Below are 19,339 nucleotides of genomic sequence, written 5' to 3' on the forward strand. Positions count from 1 at the left end.
CATGGCACTTAAGCATATTTATTCGTTCGGTCGCCCACACAGCCGGCGGGCGATTCGCGCTATCGGCGGGCCTTCCGGCAACGCAACAAAAAATGCGTGTGAAGGCCGGGGAACGGGCCGTCAGCGACGGGTCGGCAGTGGGATTCGCGAATAACGACCCGGTGCGCATTCACGCGAAATAAAACCACGGCTCGATTTTAAAAGTATGACAAGATGCGCCCGCGCGCCATCCCGAATTAATCGGCAATTGATTGCGCCTGTTCGTCGATCCAGATCAACGCGGCCATGCGACCGGTCTCGCGATCACGGCGATACGAATAAAAACGCTCGCGCAACGTGACCGTGCACAGATCGCCGCCGCTGATGCGCGTAAGGCCGAGCCTCTGCAGGCGCAGGCGCGCCAGCGCCGGCAGATCGGCGAGATATTTGCCGGCATTCGCGGGATGCGCGACGAACGCCTGCGCGGTCGCGTCGCGTTGTGCATCGTCGGCACCGGTCATGAAGGCGTCACGCACGTCTGCGCCGACTTCGAATGCGGTGGGCCCGATCGACGGGCCGAGGTACGCATGCAGCTCGCTCGCCCGCACACCCGCCAGCGCCGCGACCCGCGCGGCGGTCTGCTCGACGATGCCCGCCGCGAGTCCGCGCCATCCGGCATGCGCGGCGCCGACCGCGCGCCCCGCTTCGTCGCACAACAGCACCGGCATGCAATCGGCGACCATGACGACGCACGCGATGCCCGCGCCATCGGTGACGCTCGCGTCGGCGCGCGCCGGCGCACCATGCTCGCGCGCGTGCGCGATCACATCCTCGGCGCGGACGATGCCGGCGCCATGGATCTGTTCGAGCCACGCGGCCTCGCGAACACCGGCAAGCGCGACGAGCCGTGCGCGATTGCTCGCGACCGCGGCGGGATCGTCGCCGGTCTTCATGCCCAGATTCAGCCCGCCGGGCTGGTCGGCACCGTCGCGCCAGCGGCCGAACGGCGCGTCGCTGACGCCGCCGTCGCGGGTGGTCACGAGCGCGCGCACGCGCGGCGACACGTTCCATGCGGGTTGCACGACATCGGCAAAACCCAGCTCCGGCAGATTGGTGCTCATGCGTGATCGTCCTCGTCGTGGTCGCTGTCTTCATCGTACGCGCCGTCGTCGAACGATGCATCGTAGTCCGCATCCTCGCCATACGCATCGTCGAACTCGCCCGCGTCGTCGCGACCCAGACCGAGCGCGGCCGACAACGCCTCGATGTCGGCCGGCACCTCGGCGCGCCATTGCATCGAGCGGCCGGTCTTCGGATGAATCAGGCCGAGCCGCCACGCGTGCAGCGCCTGGCGCGCGAAGCCGTCAGGCAGCGGCGTGACCGAGCGCTTGCCGCGCGCGCGTCCGTACACGGGATCGCCGAGCAACGGATGACCGATGTGCGCGCAATGCACGCGAATCTGATGCGTGCGCCCCGTCTCCAGATCGCAGTGAATCGCCGTGACCGGCTGACGCTGCCAGATCGCCGAGGCCACGCGCCGGAAATGCGTGCGCGCCGGCTTGCCGGCCGCGCCCGTCACCACGGCCATGCGCGTGCGCTCGCGCGGATCGCGGCCGATCGGCGCGTCGATCGTGCCTTCGTCGGGCAGGTTGCCCCACACGAGCGCGAGGTAGCGGCGCTTGACCGTGCGCGCCTGCAACTGGCGCACGAGGTCGGTCTGCGCCTCGAGCGTGCGCGCGACCACCATCAGCCCCGAGGTCGCCTTGTCGAGCCGATGCACGATGCCCGCGCGCGGCAGACCCGCCGCGGACTCGCCATAGCGGTAGAGCAGCCCGTTCAGCACGGTGCCGCTCCAGTTGCCAGCCGCCGGATGCACGACCATGCCGGCCGGCTTGTTGATGACGACGAGCGTGTCGTCCTCGTAGACGATGTCGAGCGGCACCGGCTCGGGCGTGAAGGCGAGCTGCTCGGGCAGCAGATCGGGCACGAGCTCGATCGTCGCGCCAAGCGGCACCGGCTGGCGGATCTTCGCCGCCTTGCCGTCGACGCGCACCCGCTGCGCCTCGATCCAGCTTTGCAGACGACTGCGCGAGAACTCCGGGAATACTTTGGCGAGCACCTTGTCGAGTCGCTCGCCGGCCAGTTCGTCGGGTACCACGACGCTGCGCGGCGCTTCGTCGGCCGAGCGCACGGGCACGGGTGCCGCCGCGGCCGCAGAGCCTTGCGGGCTGCTTGCGGCGAGCGCGTCGCCGGAGAAATCGTCGTCGACGGAATCGGCGCCCAACGCGTCGGCCGGGTCGGCGCTTACGCTATAATCTTCGTTGCTATTCCCGGAGCCTGCGGCGCCTGGAGTATTTGAGCGGGTCATTGAATCTGGGTCACCTGGACGTAAAGCTAGACTGGAAAATGCGAGCCTTGAACACCATCACTGAAGCGGCGATCAATTTGGCGGCCATCAAGAAGGCGGCCCGGAAAGTGGCCGGATACATTGCGTGCGCCGCGGCCGTCGTCGCTGTTGCGGCTTGCCACGGCCTGCCGGAGAAGACCGACGAAACGGCCGCGTGGAACAACAACAAATTATATACGGAGGCGAACGACGCCCTGACCGGTGGCGACTGGGGCAAGTGCGCGAAGTATTTCGAGCTGCTCGAGGGCCGCGACCCGTTCGGCCACTTCGCCCAGCAGGCGCAGATCAACGTCGCGTACTGCAACTGGAAAGACAACGAAAACGCCGCCGCCGACCAGGCCATCGACCGCTTCATCCAGCTGCACCCGGATCACCCGGACATCGCCTACGCGTATTACCTGAAGGGCATGATCCACTTCAACGACGACCTCGGTCTGTTCGGCCGCTTCTCGGGCCAGGATATGAGCGAGCGCGATCCGAAGTCGCTGCGCGAGTCGTATGACGCATTCAAGGTCGTGGTGGACCGCTTCCCGAACAGCAAGTACGCGGCGGACGCCGCGCAGCGCATGCGCTACATCGTGAATGCGCTCGCATCGCACGAAGTTCACGCCGCGGACTACTACTATCGCCGCGGCGCCTATGTCGCCGCGATCAACCGTGCGCAGCTCGCATTGCGCGAGTACAAGAACGCGCCGGCCATCGAAGACGCGCTGCACATCATGATCCTGTCGTACGAGAAGCTGAACAACCAGCAACTCGCCGACGACACTCGTCGCGTGCTGGCCGGCACCTTCCCCGACAGCCCGTACGTGACCGGCCACGCACGGCCCGGCACGGCGAAGTCGTGGTGGCAGTTCTGAGCCCTCACGCGCCGACGGCACACTGACCTTCGTCTGAAAACGAAAACGCCACGACCTCGGTCGTGGCGTTTTCGTTTATGCGCGCCGCGAGACTCAATCGCGCTCGAACAGCGCAATCGATTCCACGTGCGACGTATGCGGGAACATATTGACGACGCCCGCGCCCACCAGACGATAGCCGGCCTCATGCACGAGCAGCCCGGCATCGCGCGCGAGCGTGGCCGGCGCGCACGACACATAGACGATGCGCGTCGGCAGCGGCCCGTTGCCGCTCTGCGCGATCTCCGCGAGCGCCTTCGCGATCGCGAGCGCGCCTTCGCGCGGCGGATCGACGAGGAACTTGTCGAAGTGGCCGAGCGCGCGCAAGTCGTCGGCGGTGACTTCGAACAGGTTGCGGCACGCGAACGACGTATGCCCGGCGACGCCATTCAGCTCCGCATTCGCGAGCGCGCGCTGGGTCAGCACTTCGCTACCCTCGATGCCGACCACTTCCCGCGAGATTCGCGCGAGCGGCAGCGTGAAGTTGCCGATCCCGCAGAACAGGTCGAGCACGCGGTCGGTGCGTGCCGGCGCCAGCAGGCGCAGCGCGCGGCTCACCAGCACGCGGTTGATCGCGTGATTGACCTGGGTGAAATCAGTTGGCTTGAATGGCATACGGATGCCGTATTCGGGCAGCGTGTAGTCGAGCTGCACGTCGAGAGGATAAAGCGGCGTGACCGTGTCGGGACCGCCCGGCTGGATCCAGAACTGCACCTTGTGCTCGTCCGCGAACTCGCGCAGCACCTGCTCGTCCCCGGCCGTCAGCGGTTCGAGGTTGCGCACGACGAGCGCCGTGACCGACGAGCCGACCGCGAGCTCGAGCTGCGGCATGCGGTCGTAGATAGACAGCTTGCGGACCATGAAACGCAGCGGCATCAGCATCGCCGACACATGCGGCGGCAGCACCTCGCAGGTCTTCATGTCGGCGATATAGCTGCTCTTCTTCTCGTGAAAGCCGATGCGCATGCCGCCGCGCTCCGGCAGGTAGCGCACCGCGAGCCGCGCGCGATAGCGATAACCCCAGGACGGCCCGTGAATCGGCCGGAACACCGTTTCGGGGCGCAGCTTCGCCAGATGCTGCAGGCTGTCCTCGAGCACGCGCTGCTTGACCGCCACCTGCGCGCGCATGTCGAGATGCTGCATCGAGCAGCCGCCGCAGATGTTGAAGTACGTGCATTTCGGCGTCGTGCGGATCACGCTTTCGCGGAACACCTGAACGACTTCGGCCTGCTCGAATTTCGGCTTGCTGCGATGCGTCGAATAACTGACGAGTTCACCCGGCAGCGCGCCTTCGACGAACACGACCTTGCCTGGCGTGCCGTCTTCGCTCGTGGTGCGGCCCACGCCGCGCGCTTCCATATCGAGCGAAACGATTTCGATCAGCGGTTCGTTGCCGGTAATGACGGGCGCCGGCGCCGGGGCGTGCGCCCTGGCATGCTTCGATGAGCGCCGCGGCGAGCGACGTGGGGGGGCAGTTCGGGACACCTGCGGACTTCCTGACAAACTATGGGGGAAAGGCGAGATTGTAGACGAAGCGCCGGGCTTGCCTGCGATGCGGTGCGGACCACACGCGGAGCGAGTGCGGATCGCGGCCCGGATTGCGGCTCCCCGGCGCAGGCTCTGCTCGCGCGCGCTTACTGCACGAACGCCGCCAGATACTCGGCCCACTGCGGCGCGCTTTCCAGCGCGAGCGCGTTCTTCACGAGGTTGATCTCGTCAGCATACTCCGACGGCGAAAAGCCACCGCGCATCAGTTGGAAGCGGCAGTACAGCAGGTACGTATTGACGACGTCGGTCTCGCAGTAATTGCGGATTTCTTCGATACGCCCTTGCTGGAACGCCTGCCACACCTGACTGCCGTCCATGCCCATCTTGCCCGGAAAGCCGCACATCTTCGCGAGCGCGTCGAGCGGCGCGTTCGCGCGCGCCTGGTACATCGCGAGCACGTCCATCAGATCGGTGTGTCGCGCGTGGTAGCGGCTGATGTAGTTGTTCCACTTGAAGTCGCGGTCGTCCTCGCCGAGATCCCAGAACCGGTAGGCGGGGATGCCGTTGACGAGCGCGCGGTAGTTGAGCACCGGCAGATCGAAACCGCCGCCGTTCCACGACACGAGTTGCGGCGTGTACTTTTCGATCACGCGATAGAACGACTGCACGAGCGTCGCCTCGCCGTCCTCGGGCGTACCGAGCGAGCGCACGCGAAAACCGTTGTTGTCACGGAACACGCAGGAAATCGCCGCGACCCGCTGGAGGTGATGCGGCAGAAAATCGCTGCCAGTTTTTTCGCGGCGTGCGGCGAACGCGTGCTCGGCGACGTCGGCATCGCTCATCGACGCGGGCAAATCTTCAAGCCGGCGGATGCCGGCGACATCGGGAATCGTCTCGATGTCGAAAACAAGAATCGGTGTCATCAGGTCAGAGAACGGCGTCTTTGCGGACACCGTTTGAGGCAAAGAAGCGCTTCAGTCGCACCAGCGCTTCCTGTTGGATCTGGCGCACACGCTCGCGCGTGAGGCCCATTTCGTCGGCCAGCTCCTCGAGCGTGGCGGGCTCGATGTGATTCAGACCGAAGCGCCGCTCGATCACATGGCGGTGCTTGTCCGACAAACGCGCGAGCCATGCGCGTGTCAGTGTTTCGAGCTCGCGATGCTGCACTTCGGCGTCTGGCGACTGGCTCTGGTCGTCCGACAGCAGATCGAGCAGGCTGCTCGCCGGATCGAGATCGAGCGGCGCATCGAGCGAGGCGGTGTGCTCGTTCAGCGCTAGGATGTCGGTGACTTCGTCGGTGGTCTTGCCGGTCAGATAAGCGATGTCGTCGATGCTCGCGTCGCGGCGCTCGGCCGCCTCCCCCGAATTCATCGAGTTCTTTTCCAGATGGCGCTTCGCGCGCAACACCTGGTTGAGCTCACGAATCACATGCACGGGCAATCGCACCGTACGCGCCTGGTTCATGATCGCGCGCTCGATGCTCTGGCGGATCCACCACGTCGCGTAGGTCGAGAAACGGAAGCCGCGCGTCGGATCGAATTTTTCGATTGCGTGCATGAGGCCGAGGTTGCCCTCCTCGATCAGATCGAGCAGCGGCACGCCGCGATTCAGATAACCCTTGGCAATGCTGACGACCAGCCGCAGATTGCGCTCGATCATCACCTGCCGCGCTTCGAACTCGCCGGCCTTGGCAAGGCGCGAATATTTCTGCTCTTCCTCGACGGTGAGCAACGGCTTCACGCTGATGCGATTCAGATAATGCTGGATCGTGTCGGCCGTGAGCTCGGCCTGCAGCAGTGCGCGGAAATCGTCGGCGTCGGGCGGCGCCTCGCCGGTGGTTTCGCGCGCGTCAGCGCTCTCGCTGTCGTCGAGGCCGCTCTGGCGTTCGTCGAGATCGCGCTCCTCCGCGACCTCTTCTTCCACTTCCGAAGCGCCGCTTTCGTCCACTGCGGCAGACGTGACTTCGCTGATCGTCTCAGACTCGGCTTGCGGCGGGCGGCGCTTCGATTTCGGCATGGTCGTATCGCTTATTGCGGCGGCAAATACTTCAGTGGGTCGACTGGTTTACCCTGTCGGCGAACTTCGAAATGCAACATCACACGGTCGGAATCGCTATTGCCCATCTCTGCGATCTTCTGCCCCTTCGTAACCGCGTCCCCCTCTTTTACCATCAAAGCGCGGTTGTGTGCATACGCGGTGAGATAAGTTGCATCATGCTTGATGATAATGAGATTGCCGTAACCACGCAGCCCATTTCCGGCATAGACGACGCGACCATCGGCTGACGCTTTAACCGGCTCGCCCGCGGAGCCGCCGATATTGACGCCCTTGTTGGTCGAGTCGTTGAACGTGTTGAGCAGCGGACCGCGCACCGGCCATGCAAATGCTACGTTGCCTGCCGCGGCGCTGCCGATGTCGGCGCTCGCGGCAGAGGGATTGGCCGGAGGCGCAGCTACCGCACCATTCGCGGGCGTACCGTTCGTCGCGCCGCCGTAGAGAGGCGGCATCGCGGCGCCGACCACGGCCGGCGCGTTGTTGTTCAGCGGCGCGCTTTGCACCGCGCCCGAGCTGCCGATCGGCGCGGTCGACACGCCCGGCGTCATGGCCGCGGTATTCGCGCCCGGCGGCACGACGCGCAGCAGCTGGTCGACTTCGATCTGATTCGGGTTGGTCAGGTTGTTCCACGTCGAGATGTCGCGGTAATTCTGGCCGTTTTCGAGCGCAATGCGGTACAGCGTATCGCCCGGCTTCACGCGATAGTAGCCGGGCGGCGGCGGGCCGAGCGGCACCGCCGGTTGCGCCGCGCCCTGCGCGGTGGCGAGTGTGCCGCCGCCGGAGCGGTCGACGACGGGCGCCTGGTCGAGCCGGGATGCACAGGCCGTCATCAACAGGGACAAGGCGAGCACGCACACGCTGCGCTGGGTTACGGTCAGGGGGGTATTCGGGGTGGTTCTCTGCATCGCGCGCAACATACTCATCGGTGTCAAATCACTCCGGATTTTAAGGGTACAAAGAAAACGCGATCAAGCCGCGACTCGCGCCATTGCGCGGGGCCGAGGCGCTCGATCAGCGTCAGCACCTGGCTTTGTCCTTCCTGCGAGCCGACCGGCGCAACCAGACGTCCGCCGATCGCAAGCTGCTCGAGCAACGCCTGCGGCACGTCGAGCCCGGCCGCCGCGATCACGATCGCGTCGAACGGGGCCGCCGACGGCAAACCGAGCCGCCCGTCGCCGTAATGCAGCCGGATATTCGGAATGCGCAGCGGACGCAGATTCGTCTTCGCGCGCTCGGACAGCGGCTTGATGCGTTCGATCGAATAAACCTCGCGCGCGACCTGGCTCAGCACCGCCGCCTGATAGCCGCAACCGGTGCCGATTTCGAGCACCGTGTTCAGCGCGCGCCCGGCCGCCGCGAGTTCGATCATTCGCGCCACCACCGACGGCTTCGAGATAGTCTGGTGATGACCGATCGGCAGCGCGGCATCTTCGTACGCCTGGGCCGCAAGACCCGGATCGACGAACATGTGGCGCGGCACCGCCGCCATCGCGTTCAGCACACGCTGATCGCTGACGCCATTGGCTCGCACGCGTTCGACCATGCGTTCGCGAACCCGTTCCGAGGTCAGCGCCAAGGCGTTGTTCATCGCGCCGCTGGTCGCGCCGCCGAATGCGCCGCCGAATGCGCCGCCCATCGCACCGGCCAACGCGGCGTTCAGCGCGGGTTTCGCGCTTTGCTGCAGTTGCGACTGGAGTGGCGATGGCGTCGCGCGTGCGCTGTGGCCAGACGCATGCGTCGAGTTTTTGCCTGGCTTGACCGACGACTTTGGTGCTTGCTTGACAGGCTGCCCCGCCAATGCACCAGCCAACGAGTTCGCCGTTGTCTTTGCGACTGGCGCGGCCTGCGGCTTTGGCGGCATTGCACCGGTCGCCGCCGTTGACGTACCGAACGAAGCGCTTTGCGTCTTCGCCTGGGGAATCACCTGGGGTCGCGTCGACGGCGTAGATTGCGCAGCAGCTGAGGTCCTCGCTTGCGCCCGTGCGGCCGCGCCGCCCTGCGTCGGTTTCGCCGACTGCTGCCGTGCGTTCAACGCCGCGCTCGCCGCGAGCGCCGCCGCGCGCATCTCGCCCGGACGTCCCTCGGGCCGGCGCGGTTCGCGCACCAGGTCCTCGAGACCTAACGGAAAGCGCTTCGCGCGCTCGCCGGTCATGAACTGCCGCTCCCGGCGCGCAGCCAGTCGCGCGCCGCGGGCAGCATTTGCGTGTAGGTCAGATCGAGCTGCAGCGGCGTGATCGACACGGCGCCGTTGGCCACCGCATGGAAGTCCGTGCCTTCGCTCGCGTCGCGCGCCTGGCCCGAGGCGCCGATCCAATAGATCGGTTCGCCGCGCGGATTGGTCTGGCGGATCACCGGCTGCGACGGATGACGTTTGCCGAGTCGCGTGATCTGCCAGCTGCGCAGTTCGTCATACGGCAGGTTAGGGATATTGACGTTCAGCAGCGGATGTCCCGGCAACGGCCGCGCGAGATAATGCGCGACGATTTCGGCGGCAACGCGGGCCGCGTCTTCGAGATGCGCCCAGTCCTTGTCGACGAGCGAGAACGCGATGGCCGGCACCCCGAACATGATGCCTTCGGTGGCGGCTGCGACGGTGCCGGAATACAGCGTGTCGTCGCCCATGTTCTGGCCGTTGTTGATACCCGACACGACCAGGTCCGGTGTATGGTCGAGCATGCCGGTCAGTGCGATGTGCACCGAGTCGGTCGGCGTGCCGTTCACGTAGTAGAAACCGTTCGCCGAACGCAGGACCGACAGCGGCCGCCACAGCGTCAGGGAATTCGACGCGGCGCTGCAGTTCTGTTCGGGAGCCATCACGGTGACGTCGGCGATCGGCTTCAGCGCTTCGTAAAGCGCGGCGAGGCCCGGCGCCAGATAACCGTCGTCGTTGCTGAGTAGGATTCGCATGCGCCGATTGTAACCGAGGAAGGATGGCACGCGAACGACATGGACGGCGTGTCTGCGTGGCGTGCACAAGCGTCGTGCGAGCCAGTATTTTCCAGGTGCGCGGATGCTTGTATCGAACGCAAAGATGCTGCTTCGCACTGAACGCGCGGCCGTGCGCGCTCGTCGATGAATCGGCATCCTGTGCGTACTTCGCGCTGTGCAATGCAATACGGCTTGCGCGAGGAGCGCGCGCGACGCATCAAAAGCGCGCTGCACGTTGTAACCCGCAGCGCAATAAATCGCACGGTCGTGCGCTTTGTTTTACACTCGAAAACACTGCCAACCCTGAACGATACGGAGACACGATGCGCGCGATTCGCTGCAAGCAGTACGGGCCGCCCGAGAGCCTGGTCGTCGACAACCTGGCGGATCTCGAAGCGCCGCCTGGCCACGTCGTGATAGACGTGAAGGCCGCGGCCGTCAATTTTCCCGACGTGCTGATCATCGAGAACAAATACCAGTTCAAGCCGCCGCTGCCGTTCACGCCCGGTTCGGAAGCCGCGGGCATCGTGCGCGCGGTGGGCGAAGGCGTCACGCAGTTCAAGCCTGGTTCCCGCGTGGCCGCGTTCACCGGCTCCGGCGGTTTTGCCGAGCAGGCGCTTGCGCCCGCCGCGGCCTGCGTGCCGCTCGACGATGACGTGTCGTTCGAACTCGCGGCCGCGTTCACGCTCGCGTATGGCACCTCGCATCACGCGGTGGTCGATCGCGGCGCGCTGCAGCCGGGCGAGACGATGCTCGTGCTCGGCGCGGCCGGCGGAGTCGGGCTGGCGGCGGTCGAAATCGGCAAGGCGCTCGGCGCGCGCGTGATCGCGGCGGCATCGAGCGACGAAAAGCTCGCGACCTGCGTGAGGCACGGCGCGGACGCGACGATCAACTACAACACCGAGGATCTGCGCGAGCGCATCAAGGCGCTCACCGACGGCAAAGGTCCGGACGTGATCTACGACCCGGTCGGCGGCGTGTATGCGGAGCCGGCGTTTCGCAGCATCGGCTGGAGGGGGCGTTATCTGGTGGTCGGCTTTGCGAATGGCGAGATTCCAAGGCTGCCGCTGAACCTGATGTTGCTCAAGGGCGCAAGCGTGGTCGGCGTGTTCTGGGGCGACTTCGCAAAGCGTGAGCCGCAGCGCAATCGCGCGGCATTCGAGCAGATGACCGGCTGGATTCGTGAAGGCAAGCTCAAGCCCTACGTGTCGGCCCGCTACTCGCTCGACGACACCGGCCGCGCGTTGCGCGACATGGCCGAGCGCCGCGTGATCGGCAAGGTGGTCATCACGCCGTAGCACGACCAATAAAGCAGCATCAAAAACGGCGCGGCGGCCGACTGCGATTTCGGCCGCCGCGCCGCTTGCGATCCACGTTCACAGCTTCTCGGTATCCCCGGTGCGCGGCTGCCACTTCATCAAACGCCGCTCCGCGGTCCCGACGATCGCATCGAGAATCAGTGCGAACGCGGTCAACACCAGAATTCCCGCGAACACCGTGTTGATATCGAAGGTGCCCTCGGCCTGCAGGATCAGATAGCCGACGCCGCGCGCCGAGCCCAGATACTCGCCCACCACCGAGCCGACGAACGCAAGCCCCACCGACGTATGCAGGCTCGAAAACACCCAGCTCATCGCGCTCGGCAGATAGACGAAACGCAGCAGCTGTTTGCGGTTCGCGCCGAGCATGCGCGCGTTCGCGAGCACGACCGGGCTCACTTCCTTCACGCCCTGGTAGACGTTGAAGAACACGATGAAGAACACCAGCGTGACGCCGAGTGCGACCTTCGACCAGATGCCGAGGCCGAACCACACCCCGAAGATCGGCGCGAGAATCACGCGCGGCATCGAGTTCGCGGCCTTCACGTACGGATCGAACAGCGCGCTCGCGGTCGGCGCGAGCGCGAGCCACAGGCCGACGCCGAGTCCGATCGTGGTGCCAAAGACGAACGCGAGCACGGTCTCGACGAGCGTGATCCACAGATGCAGATAGATCTCGCCGCCCGTGAACCATTCCCAGATCCGCTGCAGTACTTTCTGCGGCTCGCCAAAGAAAAACGCCGCCTTGTTCGGATCGTCGAAATAGAACGGCGGTATCAGCGTCGGGCTCGTCAGCACGTACCACAGCACGAAGCACAGCACGAGCAGCAGCCACTGCCAGATCACCAGATTCGCCCGGCTCGGGCGCAACGTCTTCCACATGACTTGGTTTGCCTTGGACGATTATTGAACACGTCTTCTTTTCGATGCGCAGGCGGGGATGCGCTGCACATTCAAACAGCGGTCAGTTGCTGCTGATAACCCTTGAGCACCTCATCGCGCAGCACACCCCAGAGCTGTGCATGCAACTCGACGAAGCGCGGATGCGAACGGATTTCGGCGACATCGCGCGGCCGCGGCAGATCGATCCGGAACTCGCCGATCGGATGCGTCGCAGGCCCGGCCGACAGTACCACCACGCGGTCCGACATCGCGATCGCTTCGTCGAGATCGTGCGTAATGAACAGCACGGCCTTGCGCTTCGCGGCCCAGAGATCGAGCAGCTCGTTTTCCATCAGCTGCCGCGTTTGAATATCCAGCGCGGAAAACGGCTCGTCCATGAGGATGATGTCGGGGTCGAGGATCAGCGTCTGCGCCATCGCGACGCGCTTGCGCATGCCGCCCGACAGCTGATGCGGATAGCGGTCGCCGAAGCCGCCGAGACCGACACGCTTCAACCACTCTTCGGCCTTCGCGCGCGCTTCCGAGGCCGGCACGCGGTGAAACGACAGGCCGGCCATCACGTTGTCGAGCGCCGAGCGCCACGGCATCAGCGCATCTGCCTGGAACATATAGCCCGCACGGCGATTCAGGCCGCTGAGCTGTTCGCCGAACACGCTGACGCCGCCCGTCGACGGCTGGAGCAGCCCCGCGCCGATGTTCAGCAGCGTGGACTTGCCGCAGCCAGTCGGCCCGACGACCGACACGAACTCGCCGGGCTCGATACGCAGCGTCGTGTCCTTGACTGCCGTGTAGCGCTGTGCGCGGTTGTCACGCGCGGCGAACGTGCAGGTGATGTTTTCGAGCGCCAGGGCAGCAACGGTCATCGTACGGCTCGCTTCGGGAATCGGGTTAGCGGGGAGTTGTCGCGGCGACGCTGGGGCGACGGCTGTGGACGCGGCGAAACGCCTTGCCCACGTCCCATTCGATGCGCCTGTGCGCGCGCCGCGTCGTTTATGCCTTGACGGTCGCGAGCGCCTTCTTCACGAAGTCGTTGGTCCACGTCTTCGACAGATCGATCTGCGCGTTCTGGATCACCGGATCGAACGCTTTCAGCGTCTTCAGCGACGTCGCGGGACCGTCGGCGGGCATCAGGCCGTCGGGCGACATCGCTTCGCGCACGTGCTGCCACGCGTCGAGATAGAGCGCGCGGTCGCCGAGCAGATAGCTCTCCGGCACCGTGTCGATCAGTTCGCCGCCGCTCGCGTTCTGCAGCCACTTGAGCGCGCGCACCATCGCATTGGTCAGCGCCTGCGTGGTGTTCGGGTTCTTCGTGATGAACGACTGCGATGCGTACAGGCAGCCCGCCGGCATGTCGCCGCCGAACACGATGTGCGTATCGGTGAGCGTGCGGGTATCCGATACGACGCGCACGTCGCCGGCGCGCTCGAGGCGCGTGACGACCGGATCGAGATTGGCGATCGCGTCGATCTGCCCGGACTGCAGCGCGGCGATCGCGCCGGCACCGGCGCCCACGCCGATGAACGCGACGTCCTTCGGACTGAGCCCCGCTTTCGCGAGGACGAAGCTCGCCATGATCGACGTCGACGAACCCGGCGCGGTCACGCCGATCTTCTTGCCCTTCAGATCGGCGATCGACTTGTAGTTCGGCATCGTCTTCTTCGACACCGCGAGCACGATCTGCGGCGCGCGGCCCTGCAGCACGAATTCGCGGAACATCTGCTTTTGCGCCTGCAACAGCAGCGTGTGTTCGAACGCGCCGGAGACCACGTCGGCGCTTCCGCCGACTGCCGCCTTCAACGCCTGCGAGCCGCCCGCGAAGTCGGAAATCTCGACTTCGAGCCCCTCGTCCTTGAAGTAGTTGCGGCGCTCGGCGATCGTCAGCGGCAGGTAGTAGAACAGGTTCTTGCCGCCGACCGCGATGGCGACCTTGGTGGTCTCGGGCTTGCCCTGCGCGAAAGCGAACGGCGTGGCCGCGAGCGAGGCGCCCGCGAGCGCCGCACCGCCGGCGAGGAAGGTTCTGCGTTGCATGGTCCGTTGTCTCCAGATTTTTTGTCGTCCGGCTTTTTGACCGCCCGTGCGCGCGTGGCGCAAGCGCTTGGCCACGGTGTGGGGCTGCCGGTCGCGCGGCGCGAATCGTGCATCAGCGCCGCGCTTTACGCGCCTTTCTCTATGCGTTGCGCTGTGCGCATCAGACGATCTGTTGCGCCCGCAACCGCGCGATGCCGTCAGCATCATAACCTAGCGATTGCAGGACTTCATCGGTATGTTCACCCAGGTCTGGCCCGAGCCAGCGCGTCTCACCGGGCGTCGCCGACAACTTCGGCGTAACCGCGGGCAGCGTGATTTCCTTGCCGTCCTGCCACTTGAACCGCTGGATCATCTGCCGCGCGATGAACTGCGGATCGGTGAACATATCGGCGACGCTGTAGATGCGGCCCACCGGCACGTCGGCCGCGTTCAGCACCGCGAGCGCTTCGTCGATCGTGCGCGTGGACAGCCACGCGCCGATCGCGGCGTCGATTTCCTGCGTGCGCGGCACGCGGCCATCGTTATGCGCGAGCGCCGGATCGTTGGCGAGATCGTCGCGTTCGATCGCGATCATCAGGCGCCTGAAGATCGGATCGCTATTGCCGCCGATCACGATGCTGCCGTCGCGGCACGGATACGTATTCGACGGCACGATGCCCGGCAGAGACGCGCCGGTACGCTCGCGCACCATGCCGTAGACGCCGTATTCGGGCACCACGCTTTCCATCATGTTGAAGACGGCCTCGTACAGCGCGACGTCGACGACCTGCCCCTTGCCGCCGTTCACCTGCTTGTGATGCAGCGCCATCAGCGCGCCGATCACACCGTGCAGCGCGGCGATCGAATCGCCGATCGAAATGCCGATGCGCGGCGGCGGCAGATCCGGATAGCCGGTGATATGGCGCAGACCGCCCATCGACTCGGCGATCGCGCCGAAGCCGGGCCGGTCGCGATACGGGCCCGTCTGGCCGTAGCCCGACAGACGCACCATCACGAGGCCGGGGTTCTCGGCGGACAGCACGTCGTAGCCGAGCCCGAGCTTTTCGAGCAGACCGGGCCGGAAATTCTCGACGACGATATCGGCCTCTTTCGCGAGGCGCCGCACGATCTCCTTGCCCTCTTCGGCTTTCAGGTTGATCGTGACGGACTTCTTGTTGCGCGCCTGCACGGCCCACCACAGCGACGTACCGCCGACTTCCGGATACAGCTTGCGCCATTTGCGCAGCGGGTCGCCGCCTTTGGGGTCTTCGATCTTGACGACGTCGGCGCCGAATTCGCCGAGAAAACGCGCGGCGAACGGCCCGGCAATCAGCGTGCCGAGTTCCAGCACCTTGACGCCGGCGAGCGGACCACACGCGTCATGCGGTGCGGCGCTCGCGCCTGATTCGGGGGTGGCGCTCATGAGTCTCCCTGGTTCTACATCGTTGTGTACCCGGTCTGTTTGGTTTGCAACGACTTGCGACGATGCGTGCCCGGACGGATATGGCGGCGGCCAACGAAGGCCGCGTGGCTACATCGAACGACGGTCGAGCATCGCGCGCGCGATCGTGCCCGCGTCGACATACTCGAGCTCGCCGCCCACCGGCACGCCGCGCGCGAGGCGCGTCACGGCAAGGCCGCGCGCCTTCAGCGTCTGTCCGAGGTAATGCGCGGTGGCCTCACCCTCGTTGGTGAAATTGGTGGCCAGCACGACTTCCTTGACGACGCCATCCGATGCGCGCTTCACGAGCCGGTCGAAATGGATTTCCTTCGGGCCGATGCCGTCGAGCGGACTCAACCGCCCCATCAGCACGAAATAGAGGCCGCGATAGGTCATCGTCTGCTCGAGCATGATCTGGTCGGCCGGCGTTTCGACGACGCACAGCAGCGACGGATCGCGCTCCTCATCGAGGCAGACCTCGCAGATCTGCGCTTCGGTAAATGTGTTGCACTTTTCGCAGTGACGCAGGTGCTCGGTCGCGAACAACAGCGAGCGCCCGAGCTTTTCGGCGCCTTCGCGATCGTGCTGCATCAGGTGATACGCCATGCGCTGCGCGGACTTCGGCCCGACACCGGGCAGTGCGCGCAGCGCTTCGACGAGCGCCGACAGGGCGGAAGGTTGTTTCATGCGGATCGGCGTCGACGTGGGTGGTGCTCGGGTGGGCGAATCGGGATGCGGGGGTGTTTCGATGTTGCCAGCCTGCGCGCGGCGCGCGGCGGCGAGCGTCTGCGTTCGCGCCGCGGCAATGAACCGCCGCGGCGCTCACCCGCTTCAACCCGTTCCCAATCAGAGCAGGTTCAGAACGGCAGCTTGAAACCCGGCGGCAGCGGCAGGCCGGCGGTCATGCCGCCCATCTTTTCCTGCGCGGTCGCCTCGGCCTTGCGCACGGCGTCGTTGAACGCGGCGGCGACGAGATCTTCCAGCATGTCCTTGTCGTCGGCGAGCAGGCTCGGGTCGATCGACACGCGGCGCACGTCGTTCTTGCAGGTCATCGTCACCTTGACGAGACCGGCACCCGACTGCCCCTCGACTTCGATCAGCGCGAGTTGCTCCTGCATCTTCTTCATGTTTTCCTGCATCTGCTGGGCTTGCTTCATCAGCCCGGCGAGTTGGCCTTTCATCATGGACGTGCTCCTTCTAGATAGCGTGAAATCTGGCATTCCGGCGCCGCGCTGCGACGACGCCGCGAACGATGGATCAGTGGGCCGGCGACGCGCCGTTCGGGGCGGCGTCCGGGGTAATCGGGCAGATCGAGCCCGGCACGATGCTCGCGCCGAACTCGCGAATCAGCGACTGCACGAACGGATCGGCGCTGATCTCGCGCTCGGCTTCCTGCTGGCGCTGCGCGCGCAGCTTCGCGTCGTGCGCGGCGGCGGTACGGCGCGCCGGGCCGACTTCGACCTGCACGTCGACGTTCTGGCCGAGCCGCTCGACGAGCGCTGCCTTCAGTTTAGCGACCTGCGACGCTTCTGCGTATTGCGGCACCGGCACGTTGAGCTTCAGCGTGCTGCCGTCGAGCGCCATCAGTTCGCTGTTGAACGCAAGCTGATACGAGATGCCCTTCAGCGGCAGATCGACGGCGAGCGCCGGCCAGTCGCCGGTGAAACCTAGCGGATCGAGCGGCACGGCAGGCGGCAGCGGGCGCGTATCGGCGAGCGGCGCCGGCGCGGCGGCCTGCGCGGCCGCGCCGTCCATGCGGACGTCGTCGGGGCCGCGGTCGAACACCGGCACGAAGTCGTCGTCTGGCGGAATGAAGTACGCGTCGTCCGCGGCCGACAACGGCAGGTAGTCGTCGGGCGGCATGTCGTCCCATGGTGGGATCGACGGGCTGTTCTGCTGCGCATTGCTGCTCGCGCCGCTGTTTGCGTCGCGAGCGGGCGCAGCCTGCGCGGCGGTGTCCTGCGACTCGCGGCGTGACGCACCAGGCGTCGGCGCCGGCACAACCACACGCGGCGCGGCGGGTTTCGGTGCGGCCGGCTTCGGTGCGGCCGGCTTCGCGGGCACGGCCGTGTTAGCGCGGCCACGGTCGGACGATACTTTCATGCCGGCGTTGCGCAGCACGTCGAGCGCGGCGCTGGCGCCGCCCGCGCGGCGCGGCACGGAGTCGGCTGCGGCCGCCGGTGCCGCCGTTGAAGCGGGCGCCGCCAATTCCGGCTGCGCTTCCGGTTCCGGTGACGTGGCCTCTTCCGCTCGACCAGGCGCGGCAGTTGCAAGCGCGCTCGGTGCGGACGAAGGTGCGATGTCGGAAACTTCGTTCGAGACCGGCGCGCTCGAGCTGGCGATCGTGGCGACGGCATTCGCGGGCGCGTCTTCCCACGGCGCCAGCTGGGGTGCTGTAATGGCAGGCGCGTCTGTCACGCGGGCGACTTCGGCGTTGGGCGATTGCGGTGCTTCTTCAGATTGCGCGGAGTCGGCTGCGGGTTTCGCGATCGGCTTTGCAGTCGGCGCGGTCGATTTCATCGCGTCGCCCTGCTCCTCGCCGGCAACGCTTACCTGAGGTCCACGAACGGGCGCAGCAGCTGCCATGGCCGTCGCGGACGACGGTGACAGCGCGCGCAGCGCGGCAACCGTCGGTGCACCCGAGCGCTGCGCACCGGCGCCGGCTCCGCCCGCACCGCTCTGCGTGCCAGCGGCTCCCGCCGCTCCGCCACCGCCGCCTGTCGGCGCCGGCTCGAACGCGAGCATGCGCAGCAGCGTCATCGTGAAGCCCGCGTATTCGTCGGGCGCGAGGCCCAGTTCGCTTCGGCCGATCGTCGCGATCTGATAGAACAGTTGCACCTGCTCGGCGCTCAACGCGTCGGCGAAACGGCGCAAGTCGGCCGCCTCCGGCCATTCGTCGAGCACCGACGAAGGCGCGAACTGCGCCCACGCGATCCGATGCAGCAGGCTCGCCAGATCTTGCAGCGCCGTCGAGAACGACAGGCTGCGCAAGGCCATCTCGTCGGCGACCGCCAGCACCGCCGCGCCGTCGCCCTGCGCGAGCGCGTCGAGCAGGCGGATCAGATAGCTTTGGTCGAGCGCGCCGAGCATGCCGCGCACCGCGTCTTCACTGACCTGGTTCGCCGAATAGGCGATCGCCTGATCGGTCAGCGATAGCGCGTCGCGCATCGAACCGTCGGCCGCGCGCGCGAGCAGGCGCAACGCCTGCGCCTCGTGAGGCACGCTCTCTTCGCCGAGAATGCGTTCGAGATGCGACACGATATGGCCGGCCGGCATCTGCTTCAGATTGAACTGCAGACAGCGCGACAGCACGGTGACCGGAATCTTCTGCGGGTCGGTGGTCGCGAGGATGAACTTGACGTGCGGTGGGGGCTCTTCGAGCGTCTTCAGCATCGCGTTGAACGCGTGGTTCGTCAGCATGTGCACTTCGTCGATCATGTAGACCTTGAAGCGCGCGTCGACGGGCGCGTACACCGCGCGCTCGAGCAGCGCGGCCATTTCATCGACGCCACGATTACTCGCCGCGTCCATTTCGACGTAATCGACAAAGCGCCCTTCGTCGATCTCGCGACACGCACGGCATACGCCGCACGGCGTCGACGTCACGCCGGTCTCGCAATTGAGCGCCTTCGCGAAGATGCGCGACAGCGTGGTCTTGCCGACGCCGCGCGTACCTGTAAACAAATAGGCATGGTGCAGACGGCCGCCGTCGAGCGCATGGGTGAGCGCGCGCACCACGTGCTCCTGTCCGACGAGCGAAGCGAAATCCTTCGGCCGCCATTTGCGTGCGAGAACTTGATAGGTCATCCGGAAATTGTATCAGTAACAATGGCGCGCAAAACCGATTCGGGAAGACGCGTGAAATGCGCGAAACGGCCACGACGACGCTCCATCCGAAGACGGCGAACGATCA

General features: G+C 66.0%; 17 protein-coding genes. 2 read left to right on the forward strand and 15 right to left on the reverse strand.

The genetic code is table 11. From position 1 onward, the window contains the following. Positions 1-236: 236 nt before the first annotated feature. Positions 237-1,100 (reverse strand): peptidoglycan editing factor PgeF, encoded by an 864-nt coding sequence (pgeF, locus tag HDG37_RS01880; protein ID WP_184043871.1) that lies wholly within the window; start codon positions 1,098-1,100, stop codon positions 237-239. Continuing rightward, positions 1,097-2,347, reverse strand: a complete 1,251-nt coding sequence (locus tag HDG37_RS01885) for an RluA family pseudouridine synthase (protein ID WP_184043873.1) — start codon at positions 2,345-2,347, stop codon at positions 1,097-1,099. Before HDG37_RS01885 ends, pgeF begins: the two co-directional genes overlap by 4 nt. Before the next feature lie 38 nt (positions 2,348-2,385). On the opposite strand from HDG37_RS01885, the gene HDG37_RS01890 reads away from it, so the two are divergent. Continuing rightward, a complete protein-coding gene (locus HDG37_RS01890; protein WP_090804648.1) occupies positions 2,386-3,246 on the forward strand; it encodes an outer membrane protein assembly factor BamD in 861 nt (286 codons plus the stop codon). Positions 3,247-3,339: 93 nt separating this feature from the next. On the opposite strand, the gene rlmD is transcribed toward HDG37_RS01890, so the two are convergent. The 6 genes from rlmD to surE all read right to left on the reverse strand — a co-directional run bounded on the left by rlmD (position 3,340) and on the right by surE (position 9,735). Continuing rightward, entirely contained in the window at positions 3,340-4,770 is a 1,431-nt protein-coding gene (gene rlmD / locus HDG37_RS01895) for a 23S rRNA (uracil(1939)-C(5))-methyltransferase RlmD (protein WP_184028916.1), read from the reverse strand. 149 nt (positions 4,771-4,919) lie between these two features. Further along, a complete protein-coding gene (locus HDG37_RS01900) occupies positions 4,920-5,696 on the reverse strand; it encodes a 3'-5' exonuclease (protein WP_184028919.1) in 777 nt (258 codons plus the stop codon). 4 nt (positions 5,697-5,700) lie between these two features. After that, positions 5,701-6,789: an RNA polymerase sigma factor RpoS gene (gene rpoS / locus HDG37_RS01905; RefSeq protein WP_018418126.1), complete on the reverse strand. Its 1,089-nt coding sequence runs from the start codon at positions 6,787-6,789 to the stop codon at positions 5,701-5,703. Between the two features lie 11 nt (positions 6,790-6,800). Further along, on the reverse strand, positions 6,801-7,751 hold the full coding sequence (locus HDG37_RS01910; protein ID WP_184043875.1) for a peptidoglycan DD-metalloendopeptidase family protein: 951 nt from the start codon (positions 7,749-7,751) through the stop codon (positions 6,801-6,803). A gap of 5 nt (positions 7,752-7,756) precedes the next feature. Continuing rightward, on the reverse strand, positions 7,757-8,980 hold the full coding sequence (locus tag HDG37_RS01915; protein WP_184043877.1) for a protein-L-isoaspartate(D-aspartate) O-methyltransferase: 1,224 nt from the start codon (positions 8,978-8,980) through the stop codon (positions 7,757-7,759). Further along, positions 8,977-9,735: a 5'/3'-nucleotidase SurE gene (gene surE / locus HDG37_RS01920; protein WP_184043879.1), complete on the reverse strand. Its 759-nt coding sequence runs from the start codon at positions 9,733-9,735 to the stop codon at positions 8,977-8,979. Before surE ends, HDG37_RS01915 begins: the two co-directional genes overlap by 4 nt. Before the next feature lie 344 nt (positions 9,736-10,079). On the opposite strand from surE, the gene HDG37_RS01925 reads away from it, so the two are divergent. Continuing rightward, complete coding sequence (locus HDG37_RS01925) at positions 10,080-11,054, forward strand: NADPH:quinone oxidoreductase family protein (RefSeq protein ID WP_184043881.1); 975 nt, start codon at positions 10,080-10,082, stop codon at positions 11,052-11,054. A gap of 78 nt (positions 11,055-11,132) precedes the next feature. Here HDG37_RS01925 and HDG37_RS01930 read toward each other — a convergent pair whose 3' ends face one another. The 7 genes from HDG37_RS01930 to HDG37_RS01960 all read right to left on the reverse strand — a co-directional run bounded on the left by HDG37_RS01930 (position 11,133) and on the right by HDG37_RS01960 (position 19,233). Further along, entirely contained in the window at positions 11,133-11,957 is an 825-nt protein-coding gene (locus tag HDG37_RS01930) for an ABC transporter permease (RefSeq protein WP_090804632.1), read from the reverse strand. A gap of 71 nt (positions 11,958-12,028) precedes the next feature. Further along, positions 12,029-12,841, reverse strand: a complete 813-nt coding sequence (locus HDG37_RS01935) for an ABC transporter ATP-binding protein (protein WP_090804630.1) — start codon at positions 12,839-12,841, stop codon at positions 12,029-12,031. Between the two features lie 127 nt (positions 12,842-12,968). Then, entirely contained in the window at positions 12,969-14,006 is a 1,038-nt protein-coding gene (locus HDG37_RS01940; RefSeq protein WP_184043883.1) for an ABC transporter substrate-binding protein, read from the reverse strand. 160 nt (positions 14,007-14,166) lie between these two features. Next, the gene (locus HDG37_RS01945; RefSeq protein ID WP_184043885.1) at positions 14,167-15,408 is read right to left on the reverse strand and encodes a CaiB/BaiF CoA-transferase family protein; all 1,242 of its coding nucleotides are present in this window, start codon (positions 15,406-15,408) and stop codon (positions 14,167-14,169) included. Positions 15,409-15,516: 108 nt separating this feature from the next. Then, on the reverse strand, positions 15,517-16,113 hold the full coding sequence (gene recR / locus HDG37_RS01950) for a recombination mediator RecR (protein WP_018418135.1): 597 nt from the start codon (positions 16,111-16,113) through the stop codon (positions 15,517-15,519). A gap of 170 nt (positions 16,114-16,283) precedes the next feature. Beyond that, positions 16,284-16,610, reverse strand: coding sequence for a YbaB/EbfC family nucleoid-associated protein (locus HDG37_RS01955; protein ID WP_027197578.1), 327 nt, complete (start codon positions 16,608-16,610; stop codon positions 16,284-16,286). 73 nt (positions 16,611-16,683) lie between these two features. Then, on the reverse strand, positions 16,684-19,233 hold the full coding sequence (locus tag HDG37_RS01960) for a DNA polymerase III subunit gamma/tau (protein ID WP_184043887.1): 2,550 nt from the start codon (positions 19,231-19,233) through the stop codon (positions 16,684-16,686). Positions 19,234-19,339: the final 106 nt, after the last annotated feature.

The organism is Paraburkholderia sp. MM5384-R2, from assembly GCF_014201025.1.
GTDB lineage: Bacteria > Pseudomonadota > Gammaproteobacteria > Burkholderiales > Burkholderiaceae > Paraburkholderia > Paraburkholderia tuberum.

What these genes read in the sequence shown, in the direction of transcription:
- pgeF (WP_184043871.1), bottom strand. Translation starts at nt 1,100, where the DNA reads ATGAGCACCAATCTGCCGGAGCTGGGTTTTGCCGATGTCGTGCAACCC.
- HDG37_RS01885 (WP_184043873.1), bottom strand. Translation starts at nt 2,347, where the DNA reads ATGACCCGCTCAAATACTCCAGGCGCCGCAGGCTCCGGGAATAGCAAC.
- HDG37_RS01890 (WP_090804648.1), top strand. Translation starts at nt 2,386, where the DNA reads ATGCGAGCCTTGAACACCATCACTGAAGCGGCGATCAATTTGGCGGCC.
- HDG37_RS01900 (WP_184028919.1), bottom strand. Translation starts at nt 5,696, where the DNA reads ATGACACCGATTCTTGTTTTCGACATCGAGACGATTCCCGATGTCGCC.
- rpoS (WP_018418126.1), bottom strand. Translation starts at nt 6,789, where the DNA reads ATGCCGAAATCGAAGCGCCGCCCGCCGCAAGCCGAGTCTGAGACGATC.
- HDG37_RS01910 (WP_184043875.1), bottom strand. Translation starts at nt 7,751, where the DNA reads ATGAGTATGTTGCGCGCGATGCAGAGAACCACCCCGAATACCCCCCTG.
- HDG37_RS01915 (WP_184043877.1), bottom strand. Translation starts at nt 8,980, where the DNA reads ATGACCGGCGAGCGCGCGAAGCGCTTTCCGTTAGGTCTCGAGGACCTG.
- surE (WP_184043879.1), bottom strand. Translation starts at nt 9,735, where the DNA reads ATGCGAATCCTACTCAGCAACGACGACGGTTATCTGGCGCCGGGCCTC.
- HDG37_RS01925 (WP_184043881.1), top strand. Translation starts at nt 10,080, where the DNA reads ATGCGCGCGATTCGCTGCAAGCAGTACGGGCCGCCCGAGAGCCTGGTC.
- HDG37_RS01930 (WP_090804632.1), bottom strand. Translation starts at nt 11,957, where the DNA reads ATGTGGAAGACGTTGCGCCCGAGCCGGGCGAATCTGGTGATCTGGCAG.
- HDG37_RS01935 (WP_090804630.1), bottom strand. Translation starts at nt 12,841, where the DNA reads ATGACCGTTGCTGCCCTGGCGCTCGAAAACATCACCTGCACGTTCGCC.
- HDG37_RS01940 (WP_184043883.1), bottom strand. Translation starts at nt 14,006, where the DNA reads ATGCAACGCAGAACCTTCCTCGCCGGCGGTGCGGCGCTCGCGGGCGCC.
- HDG37_RS01945 (WP_184043885.1), bottom strand. Translation starts at nt 15,408, where the DNA reads ATGAGCGCCACCCCCGAATCAGGCGCGAGCGCCGCACCGCATGACGCG.
- recR (WP_018418135.1), bottom strand. Translation starts at nt 16,113, where the DNA reads ATGAAACAACCTTCCGCCCTGTCGGCGCTCGTCGAAGCGCTGCGCGCA.
- HDG37_RS01955 (WP_027197578.1), bottom strand. Translation starts at nt 16,610, where the DNA reads ATGATGAAAGGCCAACTCGCCGGGCTGATGAAGCAAGCCCAGCAGATG.
- HDG37_RS01960 (WP_184043887.1), bottom strand. Translation starts at nt 19,233, where the DNA reads ATGACCTATCAAGTTCTCGCACGCAAATGGCGGCCGAAGGATTTCGCT.